The sequence below is a fragment of the Sphaerisporangium rhizosphaerae genome (assembly GCF_042665155.1).
Classification (GTDB): Bacteria; Actinomycetota; Actinomycetes; order Streptosporangiales; family Streptosporangiaceae; genus Sphaerisporangium; species Sphaerisporangium rhizosphaerae.
Map to the genome: position 1 here is coordinate 131473 of NZ_JBHTCG010000002.1, position 22660 is coordinate 154132.

Annotated in this window: 15 protein-coding genes; 10 read left to right on the plus strand and 5 right to left on the minus strand. The window is 71.6% G+C overall.

The annotated features are described in order from the left end of the window. Positions 1-183 precede the first annotated feature (183 nt). Positions 184-2880 (minus strand): alpha/beta fold hydrolase, encoded by a 2697-nt coding sequence (locus tag ACFQSB_RS03265; protein WP_380824140.1) that lies wholly within the window; start codon positions 2878-2880, stop codon positions 184-186. A 123-nt stretch (positions 2881-3003) separates the two neighbouring features. On the opposite strand from ACFQSB_RS03265, the gene ACFQSB_RS03270 reads away from it, so the two are divergent. Beyond that, entirely contained in the window at positions 3004-4230 is a 1227-nt protein-coding gene (locus ACFQSB_RS03270) for a hypothetical protein (protein ID WP_380824141.1), read from the plus strand. 110 nt (positions 4231-4340) lie between these two features. Here ACFQSB_RS03270 and ACFQSB_RS03275 read toward each other — a convergent pair whose 3' ends face one another. After that, the gene (locus tag ACFQSB_RS03275; protein ID WP_380824142.1) at positions 4341-5474 is read right to left on the minus strand and encodes a copper resistance D family protein; all 1134 of its coding nucleotides are present in this window, start codon (positions 5472-5474) and stop codon (positions 4341-4343) included. Beyond that, a complete protein-coding gene (locus ACFQSB_RS03280) occupies positions 5471-6127 on the minus strand; it encodes a copper resistance CopC family protein (protein ID WP_380824143.1) in 657 nt (218 codons plus the stop codon). The genes ACFQSB_RS03275 and ACFQSB_RS03280 overlap by 4 nt, the downstream gene beginning before the upstream one ends. A 133-nt stretch (positions 6128-6260) precedes the next feature. Here ACFQSB_RS03280 and ACFQSB_RS03285 point away from each other — a divergent pair, with 133 nt between their 5' ends. Beyond that, a complete protein-coding gene (locus tag ACFQSB_RS03285; protein ID WP_380824144.1) occupies positions 6261-7046 on the plus strand; it encodes a class I SAM-dependent methyltransferase in 786 nt (261 codons plus the stop codon). 94 nt (positions 7047-7140) lie between these two features. Beyond that, positions 7141-8430, plus strand: coding sequence for an MFS transporter (locus ACFQSB_RS03290; RefSeq protein WP_380824145.1), 1290 nt, complete (start codon positions 7141-7143; stop codon positions 8428-8430). Positions 8431-8434: 4 nt separating this feature from the next. Here the strand turns inward: ACFQSB_RS03290 and ACFQSB_RS03295 are convergent, their stop codons facing one another. After that, positions 8435-9121 (minus strand): cupin domain-containing protein, encoded by a 687-nt coding sequence (locus ACFQSB_RS03295; protein WP_380824146.1) that lies wholly within the window; start codon positions 9119-9121, stop codon positions 8435-8437. A 697-nt stretch (positions 9122-9818) separates the two neighbouring features. Continuing rightward, positions 9819-10832: a LacI family DNA-binding transcriptional regulator gene (locus ACFQSB_RS03300; RefSeq protein ID WP_354850789.1), complete on the minus strand. Its 1014-nt coding sequence runs from the start codon at positions 10830-10832 to the stop codon at positions 9819-9821. Between the two features lie 246 nt (positions 10833-11078). On the opposite strand from ACFQSB_RS03300, the gene ACFQSB_RS03305 reads away from it, so the two are divergent. From ACFQSB_RS03305 to ACFQSB_RS03335, 7 genes are all read left to right on the plus strand, one after another. Next, positions 11079-12374 (plus strand): extracellular solute-binding protein, encoded by a 1296-nt coding sequence (locus tag ACFQSB_RS03305; RefSeq protein WP_380824147.1) that lies wholly within the window; start codon positions 11079-11081, stop codon positions 12372-12374. Positions 12375-12515: 141 nt separating this feature from the next. Next, positions 12516-13514 (plus strand): carbohydrate ABC transporter permease, encoded by a 999-nt coding sequence (locus ACFQSB_RS03310; RefSeq protein ID WP_380824148.1) that lies wholly within the window; start codon positions 12516-12518, stop codon positions 13512-13514. Further along, entirely contained in the window at positions 13511-14368 is an 858-nt protein-coding gene (locus tag ACFQSB_RS03315; protein ID WP_380824149.1) for a carbohydrate ABC transporter permease, read from the plus strand. The genes ACFQSB_RS03310 and ACFQSB_RS03315 overlap by 4 nt, the downstream gene beginning before the upstream one ends. Before the next feature lie 60 nt (positions 14369-14428). After that, positions 14429-15814 carry a glycoside hydrolase family 5 protein gene (locus tag ACFQSB_RS03320; RefSeq protein ID WP_380824150.1) on the plus strand — a complete coding sequence of 462 codons (1386 nt, stop codon included), beginning with the start codon at positions 14429-14431 and terminating at the stop codon, positions 15812-15814. A gap of 204 nt (positions 15815-16018) precedes the next feature. Beyond that, entirely contained in the window at positions 16019-19021 is a 3003-nt protein-coding gene (locus tag ACFQSB_RS03325) for an endo-1,4-beta-xylanase (RefSeq protein ID WP_380824151.1), read from the plus strand. Between the two features lie 36 nt (positions 19022-19057). Further along, positions 19058-20596, plus strand: coding sequence for a glycoside hydrolase family 43 protein (locus ACFQSB_RS03330; RefSeq protein WP_380824152.1), 1539 nt, complete (start codon positions 19058-19060; stop codon positions 20594-20596). Between the two features lie 350 nt (positions 20597-20946). Beyond that, positions 20947-22611: a glycoside hydrolase family 27 protein gene (locus ACFQSB_RS03335; RefSeq protein ID WP_380824153.1), complete on the plus strand. Its 1665-nt coding sequence runs from the start codon at positions 20947-20949 to the stop codon at positions 22609-22611. Positions 22612-22660 lie beyond the last annotated feature (49 nt).

Consider the following 22660-nt stretch of genomic DNA (forward strand, 5'->3'; position numbering starts at 1 on the left):
TCGCCCTCTGGAGTGTCATGCCGTGTTGCCGGTCAACTCTGGAGAAGACGTCTTGAGGACGTACCTGGAAGCCGTCGGACATCTCGACTTTCAGGGCTGTCATGCCGTGTCTCCGGGTCGGCTTGAGGAGGACGTCTTGAGGAGGCCCCTGGGAGCCGTCGGACATCTCGACCTTCGGCGGTGTCATGCCTTGTCTCCGATCAGGTCGAGGAAGACGTCTTCGAGACGTCCCCTGGAGCCGTTGGAGGGGGCCGTGCCGCCGAGCAGGTCGGTGACCGGGCCGGCGGTGACCAGGCGGCCGCGGTGCATCACCACCACGTGATCGCAGGTCTGCTCGACCTCGGCCAGCAGGTGGCTGGAGACGATCACCGTGCGGCCCGCGGCGGCGTAGCGGGTCAGGACGCGGCGCATCTCGGCGATCTGCGGCGGGTCCAGGCCGTTGGTCGGCTCGTCCAGCACCAGCAGGTCGGGCAGGCCCAGCATCGCCTGCGCGATGGCCAGGCGCTGGCGCATGCCCTGGGAGTAGGTGCGCACGGCGCGGTCGAGCGCCGCGCCGAGGCCCGCGATCTCCAGTGCCTCTTCCATATGGGCGTCGCCCTTCGGCCGGCCGGTGGCCCGCCAGTAGAGCTCGAGGTTCTCCCGGCCGGACAGGTGGGGAAGGAAGCCCGGCCCCTCGACGAAGGAGCCCAGCCGGGACAGCACCGGCGCCCCCGGCGTGACGCGGTGGCCGAAGATGCGGATCTCGCCCGCGTCCGGGTGGATGAGCCCCATCATCATGCGCATGGTGGTGGTCTTGCCCGCGCCGTTCGGGCCGAGCAGGCCGAGCACCTGCCCCCGGTCGACCTGGAACGACAGCTCGTCCACGGCGGGATCGCCGTCGCGGTACCTCTTGGTCAGGCCGGTGATGCGCAGCGGCACCCCGGCCAGCGCCGGGTCGAGGTCGTCCGCGCGGCGCCGCCGCCCGGTGAGCACGATGGCGGCGGCGACGGCCAGCGCGGCCAGGGGCAGGGCCCAGGTCCACCAGCCGAGACCGCCGCCCGCCGCGCGCAGCGCCGGGTCGGTGGGCGCGGTCAGCGTCGGGGAGGCCAGCCCGACGCGGTGGACGGCCGGCGCGGTGGGGGAGGCGTACCCCATGTCCGTGGTGCTCAGCACCAGGCGCAGCCGGTGCCCGGCGTCGAACCGGTGGTCGATGACCGGCAGAGTGAGCGCGACCGGCGTGCCCGCCGGGGTCGCCGTGACCCGGAAGGGCGCCACCAGGCCCTGGGGCAGCGACGGGCGCTGCCCGCCCACGTCGTACAGCTTGGCGAACAGCGTGACCTCGCCCTCGCCGTACACCTTCACCGTGGCCGACGGCGTGCCGGTGACCTCCAGCGGCGCGGCCAGCGGCGCCGACTCGAACGCCGCGGCCTGGCCCGGCATGTCGATCGCCACGCCGTCGCCGGCGAGCCCGCCGAGCAGGCCGCTCATGCCCGGCACTGTGGAGATCGCGGCAGGAGAGCCGCCCGGCGGGCCCGCCACCTGCTGGTCGGGGCCGGCGAGCCGCACCGACGCGGACGACGCGCCGGCCAGGCCGGAGTAGCGGCTCGCCGCGGCGTGCACCAGGACGGGACGACGCGTGCCCGGATCGCGGCCGCCGTCCCGGGTGACGGTGAAGGCGTCGCCGAGCGGTGTGCCGTCCTTCTTCAGCCAGTGGCCGAACCAGGCGATGGTGCGCTCGGCCACCCAGTCGGGTTCGCCGTCACCGCCGTCGTGGCCGCCGTCGAACCACGCCACCTGGACAGGAGCGCCGGTGGCCGCGATCGCCCGGGCGTTGGCGTCGGCGTGCGAGAGGGGGAAGAGGGAGTCGTGCTCGCCCTGGATGAGCAGGGTGGGCACGCGGATCCTTCCCGGCACGGAGATGGGGCTCGACCTGCGCAGGGTCTCGACGGCCGCCGGGGTGGCGCGCCCGGTCTCGGCCACCTGCAGGTACATGTCGCAGATGGCCGGCAGGAACCGCCCGCACTGCGCCTCCCGCGCCCCGGCATCCGTCCCCGTCCCCCCGTCTGGAATCCCGCCGGAGGTGCCGGAGGAGGTCTTGTCGGACGTTCCGCCGGACGTTCCGCCGGACGTTCCGCCGGACGTTCCGCCGGACGTTCCGCCGGACGTTCCGCTGGAGGTGCCGGTGGGCGGGGCGCTCGAGGTGGTGGTCGGCTGGGCGGGGTCGGTGGGCCCGTTTGGACCGTCGGCGCCTGGGGCGAGGGGGGAGTCGGCCGCGCGGCTGAAGAACAGGCCGGCCCACATGCGCTTGAAGACGCCCTCGGCCGGGCCGGCGCCGGTCGCGTCGGGGAACAGCGCGTCGGCCAGGTCGTGCCAGGTGATCTGCGGGACGATGGCGTCGACGCGGCCGTCGTAGGCGGCGGCCATCAGCGTGATCGCCCCGCCGTACGAGCCGCCCGCCAGGCCGAGCCGGGGGTCGCCGGGGCCGTCCAGCAGGACCTCGGGACGGCGGGCCACCCAGTCGATCAGCTGCTTGACGTCCTTGACCTCGTAGTCGGGGGAGTTGAGCGCGATCTGCCCGGTGGAGGCGCCGAAGCCCCTGGCCGACCAGGTGAGAACGGCGTACCCCTCCCGCGCCAGCCGCACGGCCTCGTCGCGCACGCTGCGCTTGCTGCCGCCGAAGCCGTGCGCGAGGAGCACGACCGGGCCCTTCCCCCCGGTGGCCGGGGGGAAGAAGGTGGTGTCCAGCAGCACGTGCTGGTCGCCCGAGGGGCCGTCGGCGACCGGAATCACCTGGTCGAACGCCCGCACCGCCGGCGAGGGCCAGACCGCCCACGCCACCGCGCCGATCACCGCCGCCACCACGGCCGCCAGCGCGACCCGCGGTCTCCCCCGAACCCTCATGCCGAGAGCCTACTTACCCGCCGCTGAGAGATCGCTGAGACGCCAACCCCGAGGTGGATACAGGGTTATCTCGGGGTAACTCCCGATTGCGGAGCATGTACGGTGACCGGCATCATGCTTGGCGTGAAGCAAGGCGCAGGTAACGAGGCCGAGGCCACCCGGACGGGCGGTCGCGCGCCCTCCCCATGGCAGTGGGGCAGGGGCAAGGCCGTCGAAGCCCTCGAATGGGCCCGCCCCTACTGGACGCGGGGGGAGGCCGGCCGCGAGACGCCGCCGGAGCTGCTCCGCGTCCTCTACCTGAGCTGGGTCGCCGCGTTCGTCCTGAAGGTCCTCGGGGCCTCGTGGGACGTGTCGTGGCACTTCAAGTGGCTGCGCGACGACCTGGCGCCGCCGCACCTGCTCAACAGCGCGGGCACGGCCATCGTGCTGGCCCTCACGATCGTGCACAGCTACACGGGGTACGGCGTCGACCGCACCGCCCAGCGGCTGGTCCAGTGGGGCACCGGCGCCTTCCTCATCGCGGTGCCCATCGACCTGATCAATCACCGGATCAACGGGGTGGACATCACCTCGTGGAGCCCGTCGCACATGCTGCTGTACATCGGCACGGCGTTCATGATCGCCGGAGTGATCCGGGGCTGGTACCTCTACGCGCCCGAGGGCAGGGCGCGCACGGTCGTGCTGGGCGCCCTGTTCGTCTTCATGCTGGAGAACACGCTCTTCCCGAGCGAGCACCAGGAGTACGGCGTGCTGGAGCTGGCCTCCTTCGTCCGCGGGGCGCCGTACGCCGAGCCGACACTGCTGGACTTCGCGGCCAAGCAGATGGGCCGGCCCATCGACGTCACCATGGCCGAGAAGTTCTCGCTTCCGGTGCCCGACTGGGTGTACCCGATGTGGTTCGGCATCGCCGCGGTGCTGGTGCTGGTCATGGCCCGGGCGCTGGTCGGCCACCGGTGGACCGCCACCGCGGTGGCGGGCGTCTACGTCGGCTACCGCGCCCTCATCTGGCCGATGTTGTACTTCACCGGCTTCCCGCCCTCGGCCGTCCCGTTCTTCCTGCTCGCCGCCGCCGTCTGCGTGGACGTGGCGTTCCTGCTGCGGCTGCCGGTCGCGCGGGCGGCGCTCGGCGCCGCCCTGGTCACCGTGGGCGTCTACGGCGGCCTCGCCGTGCAGGACCGGCTGCTGGAAGCCCCGCCGTACCTGCTGGCCTCGGCCCCGGTGACCCTCGTCGCGCTGGGCGCGGCCTGGTACGGGGTGGAGTGGTACCGCCGCCGCCGTTCCGGCGAGCCCGAGACCCCCGCCGCCCTGCCCCTCGGCACCCCCGCCGCCCCCGGCCCGGCGACCCCCTGACACAACCCCGGCCCGGCGTCTCCCGCGAGAGGCCGGGCCGGGGCCGTCCTGTGCCTTCGCGCCGAACGGGTGCCGCAGTCCGCGTGCCGAACGGGTGCCGCGGTCCCGCGTCAGGCCACGGGGGCGCGGGTGAGGGCGACGGCCACGCCGTAGGCGACGCCCATCACCGTCACCTCGAGCGCCGCCCAGGCGGCGAACGCCGTCGCCCGCCGCTGGACGACGGCCGGAAGCAGGCGCCAGCGGATGTTCGCCCCCAGCAGGGCGACCGCGCCCACGCAGAGGACCTTGACGATCACCAGTTGGCCGTAGTGCGTGGTCAACAGCGACCCGGGCAGCCGCGTGGTAGGCGACAAGGCCAGCTCGACCAGCCCGTTGAACAGCCCGGACAGGGCCACCACCGCCAGGGCCACGGTGGCCAGCCGGGAGAACCTCGGCAGGGCCCGGGCCAGCAGGTCGCGGTGCCGGGCGAGCAGCACGGCCATCGCCACCAGGCCGCCCGTCCACATCGCGGCGGCGACGACGTGCAACTCCATCGAGACCATGCTCAGCTCGTGCCAGTACCAGTTGGACGCGTGCCCGCTGACCGGCAGGGGGAGCAGGCCGAACACCGCGACGACCACCCGGATCTCGGCGGGCACGTTCTCGCCGAAGCGCACGGCCAGCAGGCCGAAGAAGGTGAAGGCCAGGGCGCACGCGGCGCTCATCACCAGCCCCTGGCCCGAGCCGATGGCCTCGACGTAGGCCGCCGGGTCGGGCGCTCGGCCGGGGGAGAGCTCGGCCGCGCTGAGCACCATGGCGGCCAGCGCCGTGACGGTCCAGCCGAAGGCCGCGAGCACCGCCCAGGTGCGGGCCGTGGACAGGACGGGCTCGGTGCGCCCCGGGTCGTCGAAGCCGACCAGCTTGGGCAGCAGGCTGAGCCCGATGGCGGCCAGGGCGCACAGATTCATGGCCAGGCGGGTCACCGGCAGGCCGTACTCCACCAGCGGCCCCGGGATCGCGATGCCGGGAACGCTGTCAGGCGAGGTCCACCACGTCGCTACCAGCACCGCCACCAGCGCCGCCCCGGCCAGCCCCCACACCGGCCCGCGCCGCGCTCCTCGCGAGGCCGTCACGACGCCACGCCCGGCGGTGTCCCTCCCCCCTCCGGGGCCGTCATCCGCGCGGGGGCCGACGGGCGGGGGAGTCCGGTCGGTGCCGGAGTGCCGGGGGACGGTCGCGCTGGTGGTCTCGTCGGCGGGGCTCACGCGTCGCCTCCGGGGGCCGGGCGGCTCTGGCGAGCGACGACGAGGATGCCGAGGCCCGACAGCAGCAGGGCGGCGACGAGCAGCCCCCATACCCAGCCGCCGCCGCTCGTCCCCGGTGCCGCCGCGCCGGCGATCGGCTGCGCGGCAGGGGGAGCCTGCCCCGCTACCCCGGACGGCGCCGGTGGCTGCCCCGCTCCGCCGGGGACGGTCGCCGGTGTCGTCCCGCCGGGTTCGGCGGGGCCGGTGGAGGGCGTCGTGGACGGGGGGAGGGGAGCCGCGGACCCGGTGCCGGCGACGGTGAAGCCGATCTTGCCGGTGACCGGATGCCCGTCGTTGGAGACGATCTGGTATCCGATGACGTACGCGCCGGCCGCGCCCGCCGCGACCGACGCCGGCACCTCGGCCGTCACCTTGGCGTCCACGACCCGCACGGCCGCCTTGGCGACCCTGCCGTCGGGCCCGGTCAGCGCCACCTGGGCGAAGTCGGCCCGCACCGGTTGGTCGAAGGTCAGCGTCACCTGGGCGGGCAAGGAAGCGAGCCGGGCGCCGTCCTTGGGGTCGCTGCCCGTCAGCACGTTGTGCGCCAGGGCGGGCGCGACCGCCACCGCGAGCGCCGCGAAGGCCACCGCCAGGACCGTCAGCAGTCGTCTCACATCGGCCGGCGCGGCGCTCCGGCCGTGACAGGACCTCAATTGACTTGACCTTTCCGTCGTTTCCACCGGACGCTGCCATGGTGCCACCTGTGAGTCCCGGTGAGGCGGCCGAGGGCGTGGCTAGGATTGGCGGGTGGAGCCAAGGCTGCTGTACGACGGCGCGGCCGCGCATTACCGCCGCTACCGCAACGCATACGGCGACGAGGTCATCGCCTACATCGCGCGCGTGCTGGCCCTCGGCAAGCGCTCCCGGGTGCTCGATCTCGGCTGCGGTCCCGGCACGCTGGCCATCCCGCTGTCCCGCTTCGCCGGCACGGTCCTCGCCGTCGACCCGAGCGAGGACATGCTCGCCGAGGGTTCGCGCCTGGCGCCGTCCGGCGTCCACTGGATGCAGGGTGACTCCACCCGTCTCGCGGGGCTGCCGCTCGGCCGTGTCGACCACGTCGTCATGGGCCGCTCGTTCCACTGGATGCGGCGCGCGCGGGTGCTGGCCGACCTGGACGCGATGCTCCCGCCGGACGGGGCCGTCGTGCTCGTGGGGCCGACCCGCGATCCGGTGGAGCCGCCGTGGGAGCCGGTGGTGCAGGCGGTGCGCAACCGGTTCGGCCTCGAATGGCGGGTGAACGACGAGTCCTTCCGGCAGTCGGGGCGCCATCACAGGGAGGTGGTGGCCGAGTCGGCGTTCCGCGACATCTCCACGGCGCGGTTCGACCGCGTGGTGCGGCGCGACACCGAGCAGGTGGTGGGGTTGCAGCTGTCGTTCTCCTACTCCACGCCGGCCCGGCTCGGCGACCGCACCCTCGACTTCGTCGAGGCCCTGGGCGCGGCCCTGGCGGCCGCCAACCCCGGCGGCGTCTGGGAGGAGCGCTTCACCACCGAGGTCCTCACCGCCCGCCGCCCCCCGCCCCCCGGCTCCTGACGACGCCCTCGGTTCGGGGGAGAAGTGGGTCTTTATCGGAGGGGGGTGCGGCGACTACCATCCGGGCACGCCTCGTCACTCAGGAGCCGCGCCGGTGAGCACCCTTCCCCCCGTCACCCCGCCGTACGACCCGCCTCTCGCCCTGGCCGAGCCGGTCAGGCGGGTCGGCCCGCGCTGGGTCGCCTTCATCTCGCTGGCCAACCTGGTCCTGTGGATGGCGTACTTCGGCCCGCTCCAGGTGCTGCTGCCACGGCAGATCGCGCTGGTGACGGACCTGGGCGGCAAAGAGAGCGCCCTGGCGTGGGTGACCGGCGCCGGCGCCGCCGTGGCGATGGTGTTCAACCCGGTGGCCGGGGCGTTGTCCGACCGCACCGCCGGGCGTTTCGGCAGGCGCCACCCGTGGACGCTGCTCGGGGCGGTGGCCGGTGGCCTCGGCCTGGCCTTTCTCGGCTTCCAGGGCTCGTTCGCGGGCGTGCTCATCGGCTGGTGTCTCGCGCAGGCCGGGCTGAACGCCATGCAGGCCGCGCTGACGGCCGGCGTCCCCGACCACGTGCCGGTGGGCCAGCGCGGCGAGGTGTCGGGGTGGATCGGCGTGCCGCAGACGCTCGGGGTGGTGCTGGCGGTCGTGCTGGTGACGATGGTCGCGACGACCACGGGGGCCGGATACCTGCTGATCGCCGCCCTGGTGCCGCTGGGCGTGCTGCCGTTCGTCCTGACCACGCGGGACGCGCCGCTGCCGGCGCGGCTGCGGCCGCCGTTCAGCCTGAGGGGGTTCGTGGGCGGTCTGTGGGTGAGCCCGCGCGCGCACCCCGACTTCGCCTGGGCCTGGCTGACCCGCTTCCTGATGCAGCTCGGCAACGCCGTCGCGCTGTTGTACCTGCTGTACTTCCTCACCGACGCGGTCGGCTACGAGCGGCTGTTCCCCGGGAGCAGGGCCGAGGACGGCCTGCTGGTCCTCATCCTGATCTACACCGCGGCGGTGGTGGTCACCGCCGTGGCCGGCGGGGTGGTCTCCGACCGGATGGGACGGCGCAAGATGCTCGTCACGGTCTCGGGCGCGATCAGCGCGGTGCCTTTCGTGATCATGGCGTTCTGGCCGCTGTGGCCGATGGTCGTGGCGGCCGCCGTGATCATGGGCATCGGCTTCGGCATCTACCTCGCGGTGGACAACGCCCTGGTCACCCAGGTGCTGCCCGCGGCGACCGGCCGGGCCAAGGACCTGGGCGTGATCAACATCGCCAACTCGGGTCCCCAGGTGCTGGGGCCAGTGATCGCCGGCCCGGTCGTGTCGGGCCTGGGCGGCTATCCGGTGCTCTATCTCACCGCGGCCGCGCTGACGCTGCTCGGCGCCGGGCTGGTGTGGAAGATCCGCGCCGTTCCCTGATCGCTCATTCGCCCAGCCGGTAGGTCTCAAGGCGCCCGCACATGCCGAGACGCGGCTCGGCGGCCGCGGACATGACGCGCGCCTGCCTGAGGTGCGCGGTGTCGCCGTCGCGAAGCGCCCGCAGGTGGGCGCCGGTGGCCTCGGCCGCCCGCAGGGCCCCCGACCGCCACCGCTCCTCGAAGGAGCCGAGCTTGCCCGACACGATGCGCGCCGCCTGCCGGTGGAAGGCGGCGAGCCCCTCCTGGCCGCGCTCGCGCAGCGCGAGGAACCCCTCGATGGCGACGTCCCTGCGCCGCCGCGCGTCGGCCTCGCCCGTGACCGCCGCCATCTCGGCGTACGCCGCCGGGTCGTCGAGCACGTCGGGCGGGAAGGTGAACACGGCGTCACCCGCCTCGGGCAGGCCGCTGTTCTGCATGACGACCACGATGCGCAGGCGGGCGTCGTCGTTGACCAGCCGATGGATGGTGCCCGGGGTGAACCACACGACCGCGCCGGGCGCGAGCGGGGTCTCGTCGTACCCCTCCCACGTCAGCGTCTGGACCGAGCCGGCGCCCTCCACGACGACGTACGCCTCCGAGCACAGCAGGTGCATGTGCGGGGAGCCGCCGCAGGCGCCGTCAGCCGAGGGCCAGTCGTAGACGCGCAGACCGGAGACGCCGACACCGCCGGGAAAGCCCATGACGGGACCCATGGCGGGACCCATGACGGGGCCAATGGCAGAGGGCGTGGCGGTGGGCATGGTGGAGGGCATGGTGGAGGGCACCTCGAGCGCCCTTGAGATGCCCTCCACGTCTTGGGCGGCCGGCTCGCGGACCATGCCGGCCGAGGACTCCGCGTACGCCGGGGCCCCTTCGGGCGTCGGGGACTCGGAGGACTCACGCGACTCCGGAGCCTCTCCGGCTCTGGGACCTTCCGGGTGCCCGCCAGGGCGTCGGTGCGCACTCATCGGGCGGCGTCCCCGGAGAGACGGGCCTGCCGGCGCTCCTCGGACGCGACCGTGGCGACCCCGTCCCGGAGCGGCGCTGGAAGATCACGGCGGCGCAGGTGCCGCTCTCCGCCGCCGTGATCCGATCGTGTCCCGCCGGCGACGGGCGTCGCGGCCGGCGTCCCGCCGGGGACTCTGGCGCCGGGGACGGTGGCGGCGGGGACGGGGATGGCGGGCGCGATCGCGCGGCCTGCGCGCGTGCAGGCGGTGGCCTGGCCGGACGCGCCGTCCGTCCGAGACGTGGCGGCCCGCGCTCGTCTGCGCACCCGACCCTCCGAAACATTTCAGAAGTTTTATGACAGTTTTCGTGGCAGCAACCTAAAACGGCCGGGCGATAAACGTCAAGGCCGTCCACCCGTGGGGTGGACGGCTGAAAGTTTCACGGACGGGACGCGACGGGCCGTCAGAGCTGCGGCCGGGCGGTGCTGTCGCGGATGAGCAGGTCGGTGGCCAGTTCGACCCGCCGGGTCTCCAGCGAGTCGCCGCGCGAGATCTCCAGGGCCATGCGGGTGGCCAGCGCGGCCATCTCCTCCAGCGGCTGGCGCACGGTGGTCAGTGGCGGCCACGCCGAGCGGGCCAGGGGCAGGTCGTCGAACCCCACGACGCTCAGGTCGTCGGGCACGCGGAGCCCGGCCCGGCGCACGGCCTCGAACACGCCGAACGCCTGCATGTCGCTGCCGGCGAAGACCGCGGTGGGCCGGTCGGGCAGCTCCAGGAACGCCTTGCCGTGGATGTGGCCCGAGTCGACCAGGAAGTCGCCGTAGCGGATCAGCTCGGGGTCGACGGCCACCCCGGCGGTCTCCAGAGCGGCGCGGTAGCCGTCGATGCGCGCCCGGCTGCACAGCATCTCGGCCGGCCCGCCGATCATCCCGATGCGGCGGTGGCCCAGCTCCAGCAGATGGCGGGTCGCCGCCAGGCCGCCGTGCCAGTTGGTCGCGCCGACCGAGGCGACGTCGGGAGCGGGCTCGCCCTCGGGGTCGACGATGACGAAGGGGATGGACCGCGCGAGGAGCTGGCCGTGCTGGCGGCGGGTCAGCTTCGAGGCGACCAGGACGACGCCGTCGGTGCGGCGGGCGGCGATGCGGTCGAGCCAGTCGCGGCCCGGCCCGGAATGGGTGTGCAGCACGGAGACCACCACGGCCGCGTCGGCCTCGCGGGCCGCCGTCTCGGCGCCGCGGATGATCTCCATGGCCCACGGGCTCTCTATCTCGGCGAAGACCAGGTCGATGAGGCCGACCGGGCCGTCCCCCTGGCCGGTGCGGCGCCGGTAACCGTGTTCGTGGAGCAGGCGCTCGACCCGGCGGCGCGTCTCGGGCGCCACCTCGGGGCGGCCGTTGACGACCTTGGACACCGTCGGGACCGAGACTCCGGCCTCCTCGGCGATCAGAGCGATGGTGACCCGCCTCTTCGCTGACATGCGACGGAGTGTATCCGAAAGCTTTCGGAATTTCCCGGCCGGGGCCACTGTTCCGTTCGGCCCTCGGGACGCCATGCTGTCCTCGGCATCGCGAACCCGTTCCTGTGTGGCTATTGACGTGTTACGTGCGGTTTACGTACTCTCCGGGTCACGAAATATTCGGGGGTGCCAAAGAAACTTTCAAAGTTCTCGGGGCGGAGTACGGAGCTCTCGCAGCGGGTGCGTTATGAGGAAGGAACCACGAGGATGTCGTTGAGTCGGCGAAGTGTGGTCTTACTGGCCGCGACGGCGGCGCTGCTGGCGGGAGGCTGCGGCGGGCAGACGAACACGGGCGGCGCGGCGACGGGGACCGCGTCGGCGGGCAAGGTCACCGTCGAGTGGTGGAACATCTCCACCACCGAACCCATGAAAAGCTTCTACGCGCAGAAGGTCAAGGAGTACCAGACCGCACACCCGAACGTCACGATCAAGAACGTCCCCATCGAGAACGAGGCGTTCAAGGCCAAGCTCGCCACGGTGACGCAGTCGGGGAAGACCCCCGACGTGTACACCACCTGGGGTGGTGGCGTGCTGAAGCAGCAGATCGACGCCGGGCTGGTGAAGGACCTCTCCTCCGAGGCCGCCACCTGGATCGCCGACTTCACTCCGGCCTCCCTGGCGGCCTACCAGTTCGACCAGAAGACCTACGCCATCCCGCAGGACATCGGCATGGTCGGCTTCTGGTACAACAAGGACCTGTTCAAGAAGGCCGGCATCGCCGCGGCGCCCGCCACCTGGACCGAGTTCATCGACGCCGTCAAGAAGCTCAAGGCGGCGGGCGTCACCCCCATCGCCCTCGCCGGCAAGGAGAAGTGGCCCGGCCACTACTACTGGGCCTACCTCGCCATGCGCATCGCGGGCCTGGACGCGCTCAAGCAGGCCGCGGTCGACCACGACTTCAACAAGCCCGACTTCGTCGCGGCCGGCCAGAAGCTCAAGGAGCTGGCCGACCTGCAGCCCTTCCAGAAGGGCTACCTCGGCGCCGCCTACTCCACTCCCGACGGCCAGGCCGCCCTCATGGGCAACGGCAAGACCGCCATGGAGCTGATGGGCCAGTGGGCGCCGACCGTCGAGAAGGACGCGAGCAAGAAGGACCTGGGCGACAAGCTCGGCTTCTTCACCTTCCCGTCCGTCGACGGCGGTAAGGGCTCGGCCACCGACGCCTTCGGCGGCGGCGGCGGGTACGCGGTCGGCGTGAACGCCCCGCCCGCGGCCGTCGACTTCCTGAAGTTCCTCTCCAGCAAGGACGTCCACGCCGCGGCGGTGGAGACCGGAGGCATCCAGCCCGTGCTCAAGGGCGAGGAGAGCGTCGTGAAGGACCCGAACCTCGCCGTCGTCGCCAAGACGCTGGCCAGTGCATCCGGGTTCCAGCTCTACCTCGACCAGGCCTACCCGCCCGCCGTCGGGCAGGAGGTCAACGACAGCGTGGCCGCGCTGATCGCCGGCTCCAAGACCCCCGAGCAGGTCACCCAGGCCGTCACCGAGACCGCCAAGTCCGAATAGCCGGAAGGCGGACGGGGGACCACGCGCGCCGGGACGGGCGCGCGTGGTCCCCCATCCGCGGCCCGCCCCCCATCGACCACCGAGCGGCACCGCGCCGCTCTTCCCCAGGGCTGCGCCCCGGGCTCCACGCTGAGGAAGACGATGACACGACCCGCGCTGACCGACAGGCCCGCGGCCGCGGCCGACCTGCCGCGCCGGGCCGGCCCAGGCTCCGCGCCCTCCGCACGCCGTCGCCGGTTCAGGGGTCTGGCGACGATCACGCTGTTCCTGTTGCCGGCGCTCGTGCTGTTCGTGGTGCTGGTGCTGGCGCCGATCGCCATCGCGGCGTACACGAGCTTCTACAAGTGGAACGGGCTCGGCGGCCTGCCGCAGAACTGGATCGGGCTGGACAACTACACCCGGATGTTCGCCGACGATGTGTTCCTCGGCGACCTCCGCCGCGGCGCCGTGCTGATCATCCTGTCCCTGGTGATCCAGCTTCCGCTCGCCCTGGCGATCGCCATGCTGCTCAACCAGAAGATGCGCGGCCGGGCGTTCTACCGTCTGCTGTTCTTCGCCCCGTACGTGCTCTCCGAAGTGATCACCGGCGTGCTGTTCAGCCTGATCCTGTCGCCGGAGGCGGGCCTGGCCAACCAGATCCTCGGCGCCATCGGCCTGTCGAGCCTGGAGTCGAGCTGGCTGGCCGAGCCCGACACGGTCATGATGTCGCTGTTCCTGGTCATGATCTGGAAGTACTTCGGCTTCCACATGATCCTTTACTTGGCCGGCCGCCAGTCCATTCCCAAGGAGCTGGGCGAGGCGGCCGCGATCGACGGCGCCGGCCCCTGGAAGCAGTTCCGGTACGTCACCTTGCCGCTGCTCGGGCCGACGATCCGCATCAGTGTGTTCCTGTCCATCATCGGGGCGATCCAGCTCTTCGACCTGGTGTGGGTGCTCACCGCCGGCGGGCCCATCCACTCCTCCGAGACCATGGCCGTCACGATGTTCCAGTTCGGCTTCAAGCGCTCCCAGATCGGCTACGGCAGCGCCATCAGCGTCGTGATGTTCCTGATCAGCCTGGTGTTCGCGCTCGGCTATCAGCGGTTCGTCATGCGCCGCGACATACAGGGAGCGATCACCACCATGGGAGACCAGCGATGACCACGCACGCCGCCGAGCGAACCGGGCCCCGCGCCGGCCGGCTCCGCTCCATCTCGCTGCACGCGGTCGTGATCATCCTCGGCGCGTTCGTCGTGGTGCCACTGCTGTTCGCCGTGCTCGGCGGGTTCAAGGACACCGGCCAGCTCTCGACCAACGCCTTCGGCCTGCCCGCGCCCTGGGTCCCGGAGAACTACACCGACGTGCTGTTCTCCGGCTCCTTCTGGCGCCAGATCGTCAACAGCGTCTTCGTCGCGCTGGCCACGACCCTCATCGTCGTCGGGCTGTCGGCCATGGCGGCGTACGTTTTCGCCCGCTTCGCCTTCCGCGGCAGGGAGTTGCTGTACACGCTGTTCGCGATGGGGCTGATGTTCCCCTTCACCGTGGCCATCCTGCCGCTGTTCGTCCTGCTGCGGACCATGGGACTGCTCGACAATCCCTTCGGCGTGATCCTGCCGCAGGCCGCCTTCGGGCTGCCCATGACGATCATCATCCTGCGCGCCTTCTTCCGCACCATCCCCCGGGAGGTGGAGGAGGCCGCGACGATCGACGGCTGCACTTCGTTCGGTTTCTTCTGGCGCATCCTGCTGCCGATGGCCCGGCCCGCCCTGGCCACCGTGTCGGTGCTGGCGGTCGTGGCGAGCTGGAACAACTTCTTCCTGCCGCTGGTGATCTTCAACGACCCCAACTGGTGGACCATCCCGCTCGGAGTGCAGCAGTTCACCGGGCAGTACTCCGCCGACACCGCCCGGATCCTCGCCTACATCGTCCTGGCGATGGTGCCCGCCCTCGCGTTCTACGCCGTGGCGGAGCGCCAGCTCATCGGCGGACTCACCGCGGGAGCGACGAAGGGGTGACCGACCCGAACGACATACCGAGCTTCCACGGCCGATAAGGCCATCTCCGAAGGAGCGCTGATGACCCTGCGTGTGTCCGGACCCCAGTTAGTCGCCGCCGACGGTACCCCGGTGCGGCTGCGCGGAGTGGGTCTCGGGGGCTGGATGAACATGGAGAACTTCATCACCGGCTACCCGGCCAACGAGTCGACCATGCGCGACGCCGTGCGCGACGTGCTGGGGGAGGAGCGGGCGGCGCTGTTCTTCGACCGGTTGCTCACCTCATTCTTCGGCCCCGACGACGCCGCCCTGCTCGCCGCCATGGGAGCCAACTGCGTCCGGATCCCGGTGAACTACCGTCACTTCGAGTCCGACGACCGGCCGATGGAGATCATCGAGGACGGCTTCCGCCACCTCGACCGCGTGATCGGGCTGCTGGCCGAGCGGCGCATCTACAGCGTCATCGACCTGCACGCCCTGCCCGGCGCGCAGAACCAGCACTGGCACTCCGACAACCCCACCCACGTCGCGTCGTTCTGGCGGCACCGGCACTTCCAGGACCGCGCGGTCCACCTGTGGGAGGTCATCGCCGACCGCTACAAGGACAACCCGTGGGTCGCCGGGTACAACCCGATCAACGAGCCCGGCGACGTCGGCGGCCGGGTCATCGGGCCGTTCTACGACCGCCTGGTCAAGGCGCTGCGCGCCGTGGACCCCGCCCACGTGCTGTTCCTGGACGGCAACACCTACTCCACCGACTTCTCGATCTTCCGTGAGGTGTACGAGAACACGGTGTTCGTCTGCCACGACTACGCGCTCGCCGGGTTCGCCCACGGCGGCCCGTACCCGGGGTACACGCGCGGCGAGTGGGTGGACCGCGGCGAGCTGGAACGGGCCTTCGAGAAGCGCACCACCTTCCAGCGGCAGACCGGCACCCCGCTGTGGGTCGGCGAGTTCGGCCCGGTCTACACCGGCGACCCCGCGATCGACGCGCAGCGCTACCAGATCCTGGCCGACCAGCTGGAGATCTTCGACGGCTACCAGGCCGGCTGGTCGCTGTGGACCTACAAGGACGTCGGCTTGCAGGGCCTGGTGCACGCCGACCCCGAGGGGCCCTACCTGCGGCGCTTCGGCGACTTCGTGGCCAAGAAGAAGCGGCTGGGCGCCGACCGCTGGGGTTCCACGATGGAGGAGTCCTCCGACGTGCTCGCCCCGCTGCACCGGCTGGTCGAGGAGGAGTTCCCGCACTGGGAGCCCTACCCGTGGGGCGCCCGCTACCAGACCGACGACCTGCTCCGGCACATTTTGGTCGCCCAGGCGCTGGTGCCGGAGTACGCCGCGCTGTTCGGCGGCCTGGACGACAGCGAGCTGCTCGCCCTGGCCGACTCCTTCGCCCTGGCCGGCTGCGCGCGGCGCGACCGGCTCATCGAGCTGCTCACCGCCAACCTCACCTCGGGCGCCGCCTGACCGCGGGACCCGCCACGACCCGAAGTGCTCCTGCGACCGGTTCCCCGCGCTCCTCCGGCACCTGACCTCGGGGGAGGCGTCAGAAGCAGGACCGCCCGTATATCCGGCGCATGATCGCCGGGGCCGACGCCGGCCCCGGCGATCACTGTTGACCGGCCCGCTCCATCCATGGCCCTACTCGGCCTGAACCTGAGGAGACCAGTCATGCGCTTCCCGCGCTCGTGGGCGGCGGCCGCCTTGTTATGCCTCCCGCTGTCCCTGTCGCCGTGCATCACGGCCGGGACGGCACAGGCCGCGGCGCCGGTGACGATAGCGAGCTACGACTTCGAGGACGGCACCGCCCAGGGCTGGTCGCCGCGCGGCTCGGGGGTGTCGGTCGCGGCCGTCCAGGACGCCGCCCACTCGGGCTCGGCGTCGCTGCTGACCACCGGCCGCACCGAGACCTGGAACGGCGCCTCCGTCACCCCGCCCCTGGAGAAGGGGGTCACCTACTCGGTCACCGCCCACGCGCGGCTGACCGCGGGGACGTCCGCGAACACCATCGCCCTGACCGTGCAGCGCACGCCCGACGGCGGCACGACCACCTACGAGCGGGTCGGCGCGGGCACCGTCACCGACGCCGCCTGGGTGGAGATCAGCGGCACCTACTCCTTCACCACCGACTCGCCCGACCTGTTGCTGTACGCCGAGAGCTCCGACGCCACCGCCTCGTTCTACCTCGACGACGTCACCATCACCGCCGACACCGACCCCGGACGGTCCGGCGTGACCACCGACTTCGAGACCGGCACCGCCCAGGGCTGGTCGCCGCGCGCCTCGGCCACGCTGACCGTCGCCACCGACCAGGCCCACGGCGGGACCGCCGCACTGCTCGCCACCGCCAGGAGCGCCTCCTGGGACGGCCCGGCGCGGAGCGTCCTGGGCAAGATGACCAAGGGGTCGAAGTACACGCTGTCGGTGTGGGTGCGGCTCGGACCTGACACGACCGCCGGCGACCTCGGGCTGTCGGTCGAACGCCGGATGAACGGGACGGCGAGCTACGACCAGGTCGCCGCGCCCACCGCGATCGCCGCGGGCGGATGGACGCAGCTGAAAGGTTCATACACCCTGGCCTACGACGTGGACTTCCTCAGCGTCTACGTCGAGTCGTCCAGCGGAACCTTCCCGTTCTACATCGACGACTTCACACTGACGTACGTGCCCGCCAAGCCCATCCAGACCGACATCCCGGCGGTCAAGGACACACTGCCGTTCCAGGTCGGCGCCGCCATCTCCCGCGCCCAGACCCTCGGCGGCCATGAGGAACTGCTGACCCGGCACTTCGACAGCGTCACCCCGGGCAATGCGCTGAAGTGGGACGCCACCGAGCCCCGCGAGGGCGAGTTCACCTTCGCCGACGGCGACTACCTGGTCGACTACGCCGCCGCGCACGGCCTGCGGTTCCGCGGGCACACCCTCGCCTGGCACAGCCAGACCCCCGACTGGGTGTTCAAGGACGGCGACCGGCCCCTCACCGCCACCCCCGCAGACAAGGCCCTGCTGCTCAAGCGGCTGGAGAACCACATCAGGGCCGTGATGGGCCGCTACAAGGGCAGGATCCAGACCTGGGACGTCGTCAACGAGGTCGTGGACGAGAACCAGCCCGACGACATGCGCCGCAGCCCGTGGTTCCAGGTCACCGGCTACGACTTCATCCGCACGGCCTTCCGCGTCGCCCGCGAGGCCGACCCGGCGGCCAAGCTGGTGCTCAACGACTACAACACCGAGCTGCCGCGCAAGCGCCAGGCGGTCTTCAACCTGGTCAAGAAGCTCAGGGCCGAAGGCGTGCCGATCGACGCCGTCGGCCACCAGCTCCACGTCAACATCGAGCAGCCCGCCGCCGCCGAGATCGAGAAGACCATCGAGCTGTTCGCCGGGCTCGGCGTGGACCAGCAGGTCACTGAGCTGGACGTGAGCGTCTACACCGACTTCGTCTCCACCTACACCACCGTCCCGCCGGAGGTCCTTGCGCTCCAGGGGTACCGCTACAAGGAGATCTTCGACGTCTTCCGCCGCCAGGCCGCCCGGCTGTCCTCGGTGACGCTCTGGGGCCTGGCAGACGACGGCACCTGGCTGTCCACCTTCCCGATCACCCGGCTCAACGCGCCGCTGCCGTTCGACGACGAACTGCAGGCCAAGCCGGCGTACTGGGGCATCGTCGACCCTGCCCAGTTGCCGCCGCTGACCCGCCGCCTGGACGCGCCGCAGGCGAGCGTGAAGATCGACGCCGAGCGCGAGCAGCAGTGGAACCTGCTGCCCGACACGCCGGTCGCCCGGGTGGGCGACCTGGCCGCCCGCTTCCAGGCCCGCTGGTCGGCCGCCGGCCTGGCCGTGCTCGCCGAGGTGGACGACCGCACCTGCGACAAGGCCGACACGCTCACCCTGCGGCTCGGCGGCGCGAGCCGCGTGGTCGCGCGGGACGGCCGCGCCTCCTGGTACCGCACCGCCGCCCTCACGGGCGGATACCGCGCCGAGGCGCTGCTCCCCGCCTCCGCCGCGCTCGGCGGGAAGCTGCCGTTCGAACTGGTCGCCCACGACGCCAAGGGCGGCAAGGACGTCTCCTGGAAGGGCGAGCTGACGCTGACCGCGCCGGTCAAGGCGACCACCGCCGCCAAGGGCACCCCGGTCGTCGACGGCGTCGCCGACGCCGCCTGGTCCAGGGCCCCCGAGGTCACCACCGCCACCTGGATCCAGGGCGGCTCCGGCGCGACCGCCAAGGTGCGGGCCCTGTGGGACGCCGGGCACCTGTACGTGCTCGCCCGCGTCACCGACCCCACGCTCAGCGAGGAGTCGCAGAACGCGTGGGAGCAGGACTCCGTCGAGGTCTTCGTCGACCCGGGCAACGGCAAGAGCAAGGGATACGACGATGACGACGGGCAGTACCGCGTCTCCTTCTCCGGCCGGCAGACCATCGGGGGCACCTTCGACGCCGCGGGCGTGAAGAACAACCTGGTGAGCGCGGCCAAGGTCGTGCCCGGCGGGTACGTCGTCGAGGCGTCGGTCGCGCTGCCGACCGTCACCCCCGCGAAGGGGGACCTGCTGGGATTCGACGTCCAGGTCAACGACGCGACGGGGGCCGCCCGCACCGGCGCCGTCACGTGGAACGACTCCTCCGGCCGGTCCTATCTGAGCACGGCGGGATGGGGAGTGCTCGAACTGGGCAAGTAGCCCGGATCGTACAGATCGCAACGAGAAAGGCCGTCCGTGGTGCGCTTCAGCAACCCGATCCTGCCGGGGTTCCATCCGGACCCCTCGATCTGCCGGGTGGACGAGGACTACTACCTGGTGACGTCGAGCTTCGAGTGGTTCCCCGGGGTGCCGATCTTCCACAGCAAGGATCTGGTGCACTGGCGGCAGCTCGGTCACGTGCTCGACCGGGCGTCGCAGCTGCCCCTGGACGGCGTACGGCCCAGCGGAGGCATCTACGCACCCACGCTGCGCCACCACGACGGCCTCTTCTACATGATCACCACGCTGGTCGACGGGCTGATGGAGTCGGGCAACTTCATCGTCACCGCCGCCGACCCCGCCGGGCCGTGGAGCGAGCCCTACTGGCTGCCCGAGACCGAGGGCTTCGACCCGTCGCTGTTCTTCGACGACGACGGCCGGGCGTGGGTGCACGGCGCGCGCCCCGCCCGGCAACAGCGCCACGAGGGCCACACCGAGGTCTGGCTCCGCGAGCTGGACCTCGACGGCATGAAGCTCGTCGGCGAGGAGCACATCCTGTGGGACGGCGCCGTCAAGGGCGCCGTCTGGGCCGAGGGGCCGCACCTCTACAAGATCGGCGGGGCCTACTACCTGCTGGTGTCCGAAGGCGGCACCGAGCACGACCACGCCATCAGCGTCGCCCGCGCCGGCAAGGTCACCGGCCCCTACACCGGCAGCACCCGCAACCCGATCCTGACCCACCGCAACCTCGGCCGCGACCACCCGATCGTGGGCACCGGCCACGGCGACCTCGTGCAGACCCCCGGCGGCGACTGGTGGATGGTGCTGCTGGCCATGCGCCCGTACGGCGGCTACCACTACAACCTCGGCAGGGAGACCTTCCTGACCCCGGTGCGCTGGGAGGACGGCTGGCCGGTCGCCGGCCTCGTCGAGCCCGCCGGTGACGCCCCCTCCGTCCCGCCCTGCCGCTGGCCCGCCCCGCCGGCCTGCGACAACTTCGACACCCCGCGGCTGATGCCCCAGTGGAACCACCTGCGCACGCCCCGCGAGCCGTACTGGACCCTCACCGAGCGCCCCGGCTTCCTGCGGCTGCGCGGCCGCCCCGAGTCGATCACCGAGCGGACCAACCCCAGCCTCATCGCCCGGCGGCAGGAGCACGCGCACTTCGCCGCGCACACCGCCATGGAGTTCGTCCCGGAGAACCGCGAGCGGGCCGGGCTGGCCCTGGTGCAGAACGACGACTTCCACATCCTGCTCGTCATGACCGCCTCCGGCCTGACGGTGATCCGCAGGCAGGACGGCGTGGACCACACCATGGTCCAGGCCGACGTGCCCCCGGGCCGGCTGTGGCTCGGCGTGGAGGCCCACGGGCAGGAGTACCAGATGCTGTACGGCACCCGGCCGGGCGAGTGGCGCCGGCTCGGCGAGCCGGTCGACGGGCGTGTGCTCAGCAGCAGCATGGCGGGCGGCTTCATCGGCGCCTACATCGGCATGTACCTCAGCGGCGAGAACCACCCCACCGGCAACGTCGCCGACTTCGACTGGTTCGAGTACCTCCCCCTCCCGGAGCACTGAGTCACTCCGGCCGCCGGCGGGGCATCGGCCGGCGGCCGCGGCGGGATCGTGGTCGCGCGTCTCTCGTCCGCGACGCCCGGTGGACCGCGGCGGTCCCGCGCACACCGTGGGGTCCGGGCTGCAACTTTCAGACGGGATGCGGCGTCGGCGCAGCTCGCGTGATCACGGCTCGTCCCATGCTTGACAGAGATCCAGTGCCGAAGCACTCTCCACTGGACCACCTACGCCTTGCGTCCGTGACCCACCCGGCGATCGATTGTTAGCGCTAACAATCGCAAGCCGCCGGTCCGGACGGCGCTCGTCCAGCCTGCCGGACCGAACCGGCCGCCCCGCACCCCCGAGGAGCCTCTTTGCACAGCAAACGGATACGCGCCATTCTCGCCCCGGTCGCCACCGCGGCCCTGGTCCTGGCGTCGGGTGCCGCGGCCGTGACCGCCGCCGCGCCGGCGCAGGCCCTGGAGAACGGTGTGGCGCGTACGCCGCCGATGGGCTGGAACAGTTGGAACACCTTCGGCTGCAACATCAGCGAGTCGCTGATCAAGCAGATGGCCGACGCGATCGTGAATTCGGGGATGCGTGATCTGGGTTACCAGTACGTGGTGGTGGACGACTGCTGGATGAACTCCACCCGTGACTCCGCCGGGAACCTGCAGGCCAACTCCTCGCGGTTCCCCAGCGGGATGAAGGCGCTGGGAGACTACCTGCACGGCAAGGGGCTGAAGTTCGGCATCTACCAGGCTCCGCTGGACAAGACCTGCGCGCAGTATTTCAACAGCTACCCCGGCGCCACCGGCGCCCAGGGGCACGAGGTCCAAGACGCCAGGCAGTTCGCCGCCTGGGGGGTGGACTACCTGAAGTACGACTGGTGCTCGCCGAGCGGCACCATCGACGACCAGGTGCGCACGTTCGCCAAGATGCGCGACGCGCTGGCGTCCTCCGGGCGGCAGATCCTCTACAGCATCAACTCCAACAGCGTGCACGACAAGACCGGGCCACGACGCAACTGGGGCGACATCGCCAACATCTGGCGCACCACCGAGGACATCACCAACGAGTGGGACACCGGCCAGACCAACGGCTACCCGATGGGCATCCAGAACATCGTCAACGTCACCGTCCCGCTCGCCTCCTACGCCAAGCCGGGGGCGTTCATCGACCCGGACATGATGGAGATCGGCCGCGGCGGCATGACCGACACCGAGATGCGCAGCCACTTCGCCCTCTGGGCGATGATGGCCTCCCCACTGATCATGGGCAACGATGTGCGCACCATGGACTCCGCCACCCAGACGATTCTGAAGAACGCGAACCTGATCGCGATCAACCAGGACACCCTCGGCCTGCAGGCGACCCAGATCAGCAACGACGGCACCCGCCGCGTACTGGCCAAGAAGCTCAGCAACGGCGACGTCGCGGTCGCCCTGTTCAACCAGAGCGGCAGCACCACCACCATCTCCACCACCGCCTCCGCGATCGGCAAGTCGGGCAGCTCGTTCACCTTGACCGACGCCTGGACCAACGCCACCACCAGCAGCACCGGCTCCATCTCGGCCGGCGTCCCGGCGCACGGCACCGTGGTGTACCGCGTCAGCGGCGGCGGCACCGTCACCCCGTCCCCCACGCCGTCGAGCACGCCGTCGAGCACGCTGGTCAGCGCGGCGTCCGGTCGTTGCCTGGACGTGCCCAACAGCAGCACCACCAACGGCACCCAGCCGGTCATCTGGGACTGCAATGGCCAGGCGAACCAGCGCTGGACGTTCAGCGGGCAGAGCATCCAGGCTCTCGGCAAGTGCCTGGACGCGCCGTCCGGAGCCACGGCCGGTACGAAGGTGCAGATCTGGGACTGCAACGGCGGAACCAACCAGCAGTGGAACCTCACCGCCGAGGGCACGATCCGCAGCGTGCAGTTCAGCAACCTGTGCCTGGACGTCTACAACAACAACACCGCCAACGGCACCACGGTGATCCTGTGGACCTGTGGCTCCGCTGCGAACCAGCGATGGAGCCGGGTGTAGGCGAGCCGCGGCCACCGGCCACGGAGTTCCGCGAGACAGGCCGTCGCGC

Bases quoted from the DNA above. Each gene is read 5' to 3' on its own strand.
- ACFQSB_RS03265 (WP_380824140.1), bottom strand. From the start codon at position 2,880: ATGAGGGTTCGGGGGAGACCGCGGGTCGCGCTGGCGGCCGTGGTGGCG.
- ACFQSB_RS03295 (WP_380824146.1), bottom strand. From the start codon at position 9,121: ATGGGTCCCGTCATGGGCTTTCCCGGCGGTGTCGGCGTCTCCGGTCTG.
- ACFQSB_RS03300 (WP_354850789.1), bottom strand. From the start codon at position 10,832: ATGTCAGCGAAGAGGCGGGTCACCATCGCTCTGATCGCCGAGGAGGCC.
- ACFQSB_RS03305 (WP_380824147.1), top strand. From the start codon at position 11,079: ATGTCGTTGAGTCGGCGAAGTGTGGTCTTACTGGCCGCGACGGCGGCG.
- ACFQSB_RS03310 (WP_380824148.1), top strand. From the start codon at position 12,516: ATGACACGACCCGCGCTGACCGACAGGCCCGCGGCCGCGGCCGACCTG.
- ACFQSB_RS03315 (WP_380824149.1), top strand. From the start codon at position 13,511: ATGACCACGCACGCCGCCGAGCGAACCGGGCCCCGCGCCGGCCGGCTC.
- ACFQSB_RS03320 (WP_380824150.1), top strand. From the start codon at position 14,429: ATGACCCTGCGTGTGTCCGGACCCCAGTTAGTCGCCGCCGACGGTACC.
- ACFQSB_RS03325 (WP_380824151.1), top strand. From the start codon at position 16,019: ATGCGCTTCCCGCGCTCGTGGGCGGCGGCCGCCTTGTTATGCCTCCCG.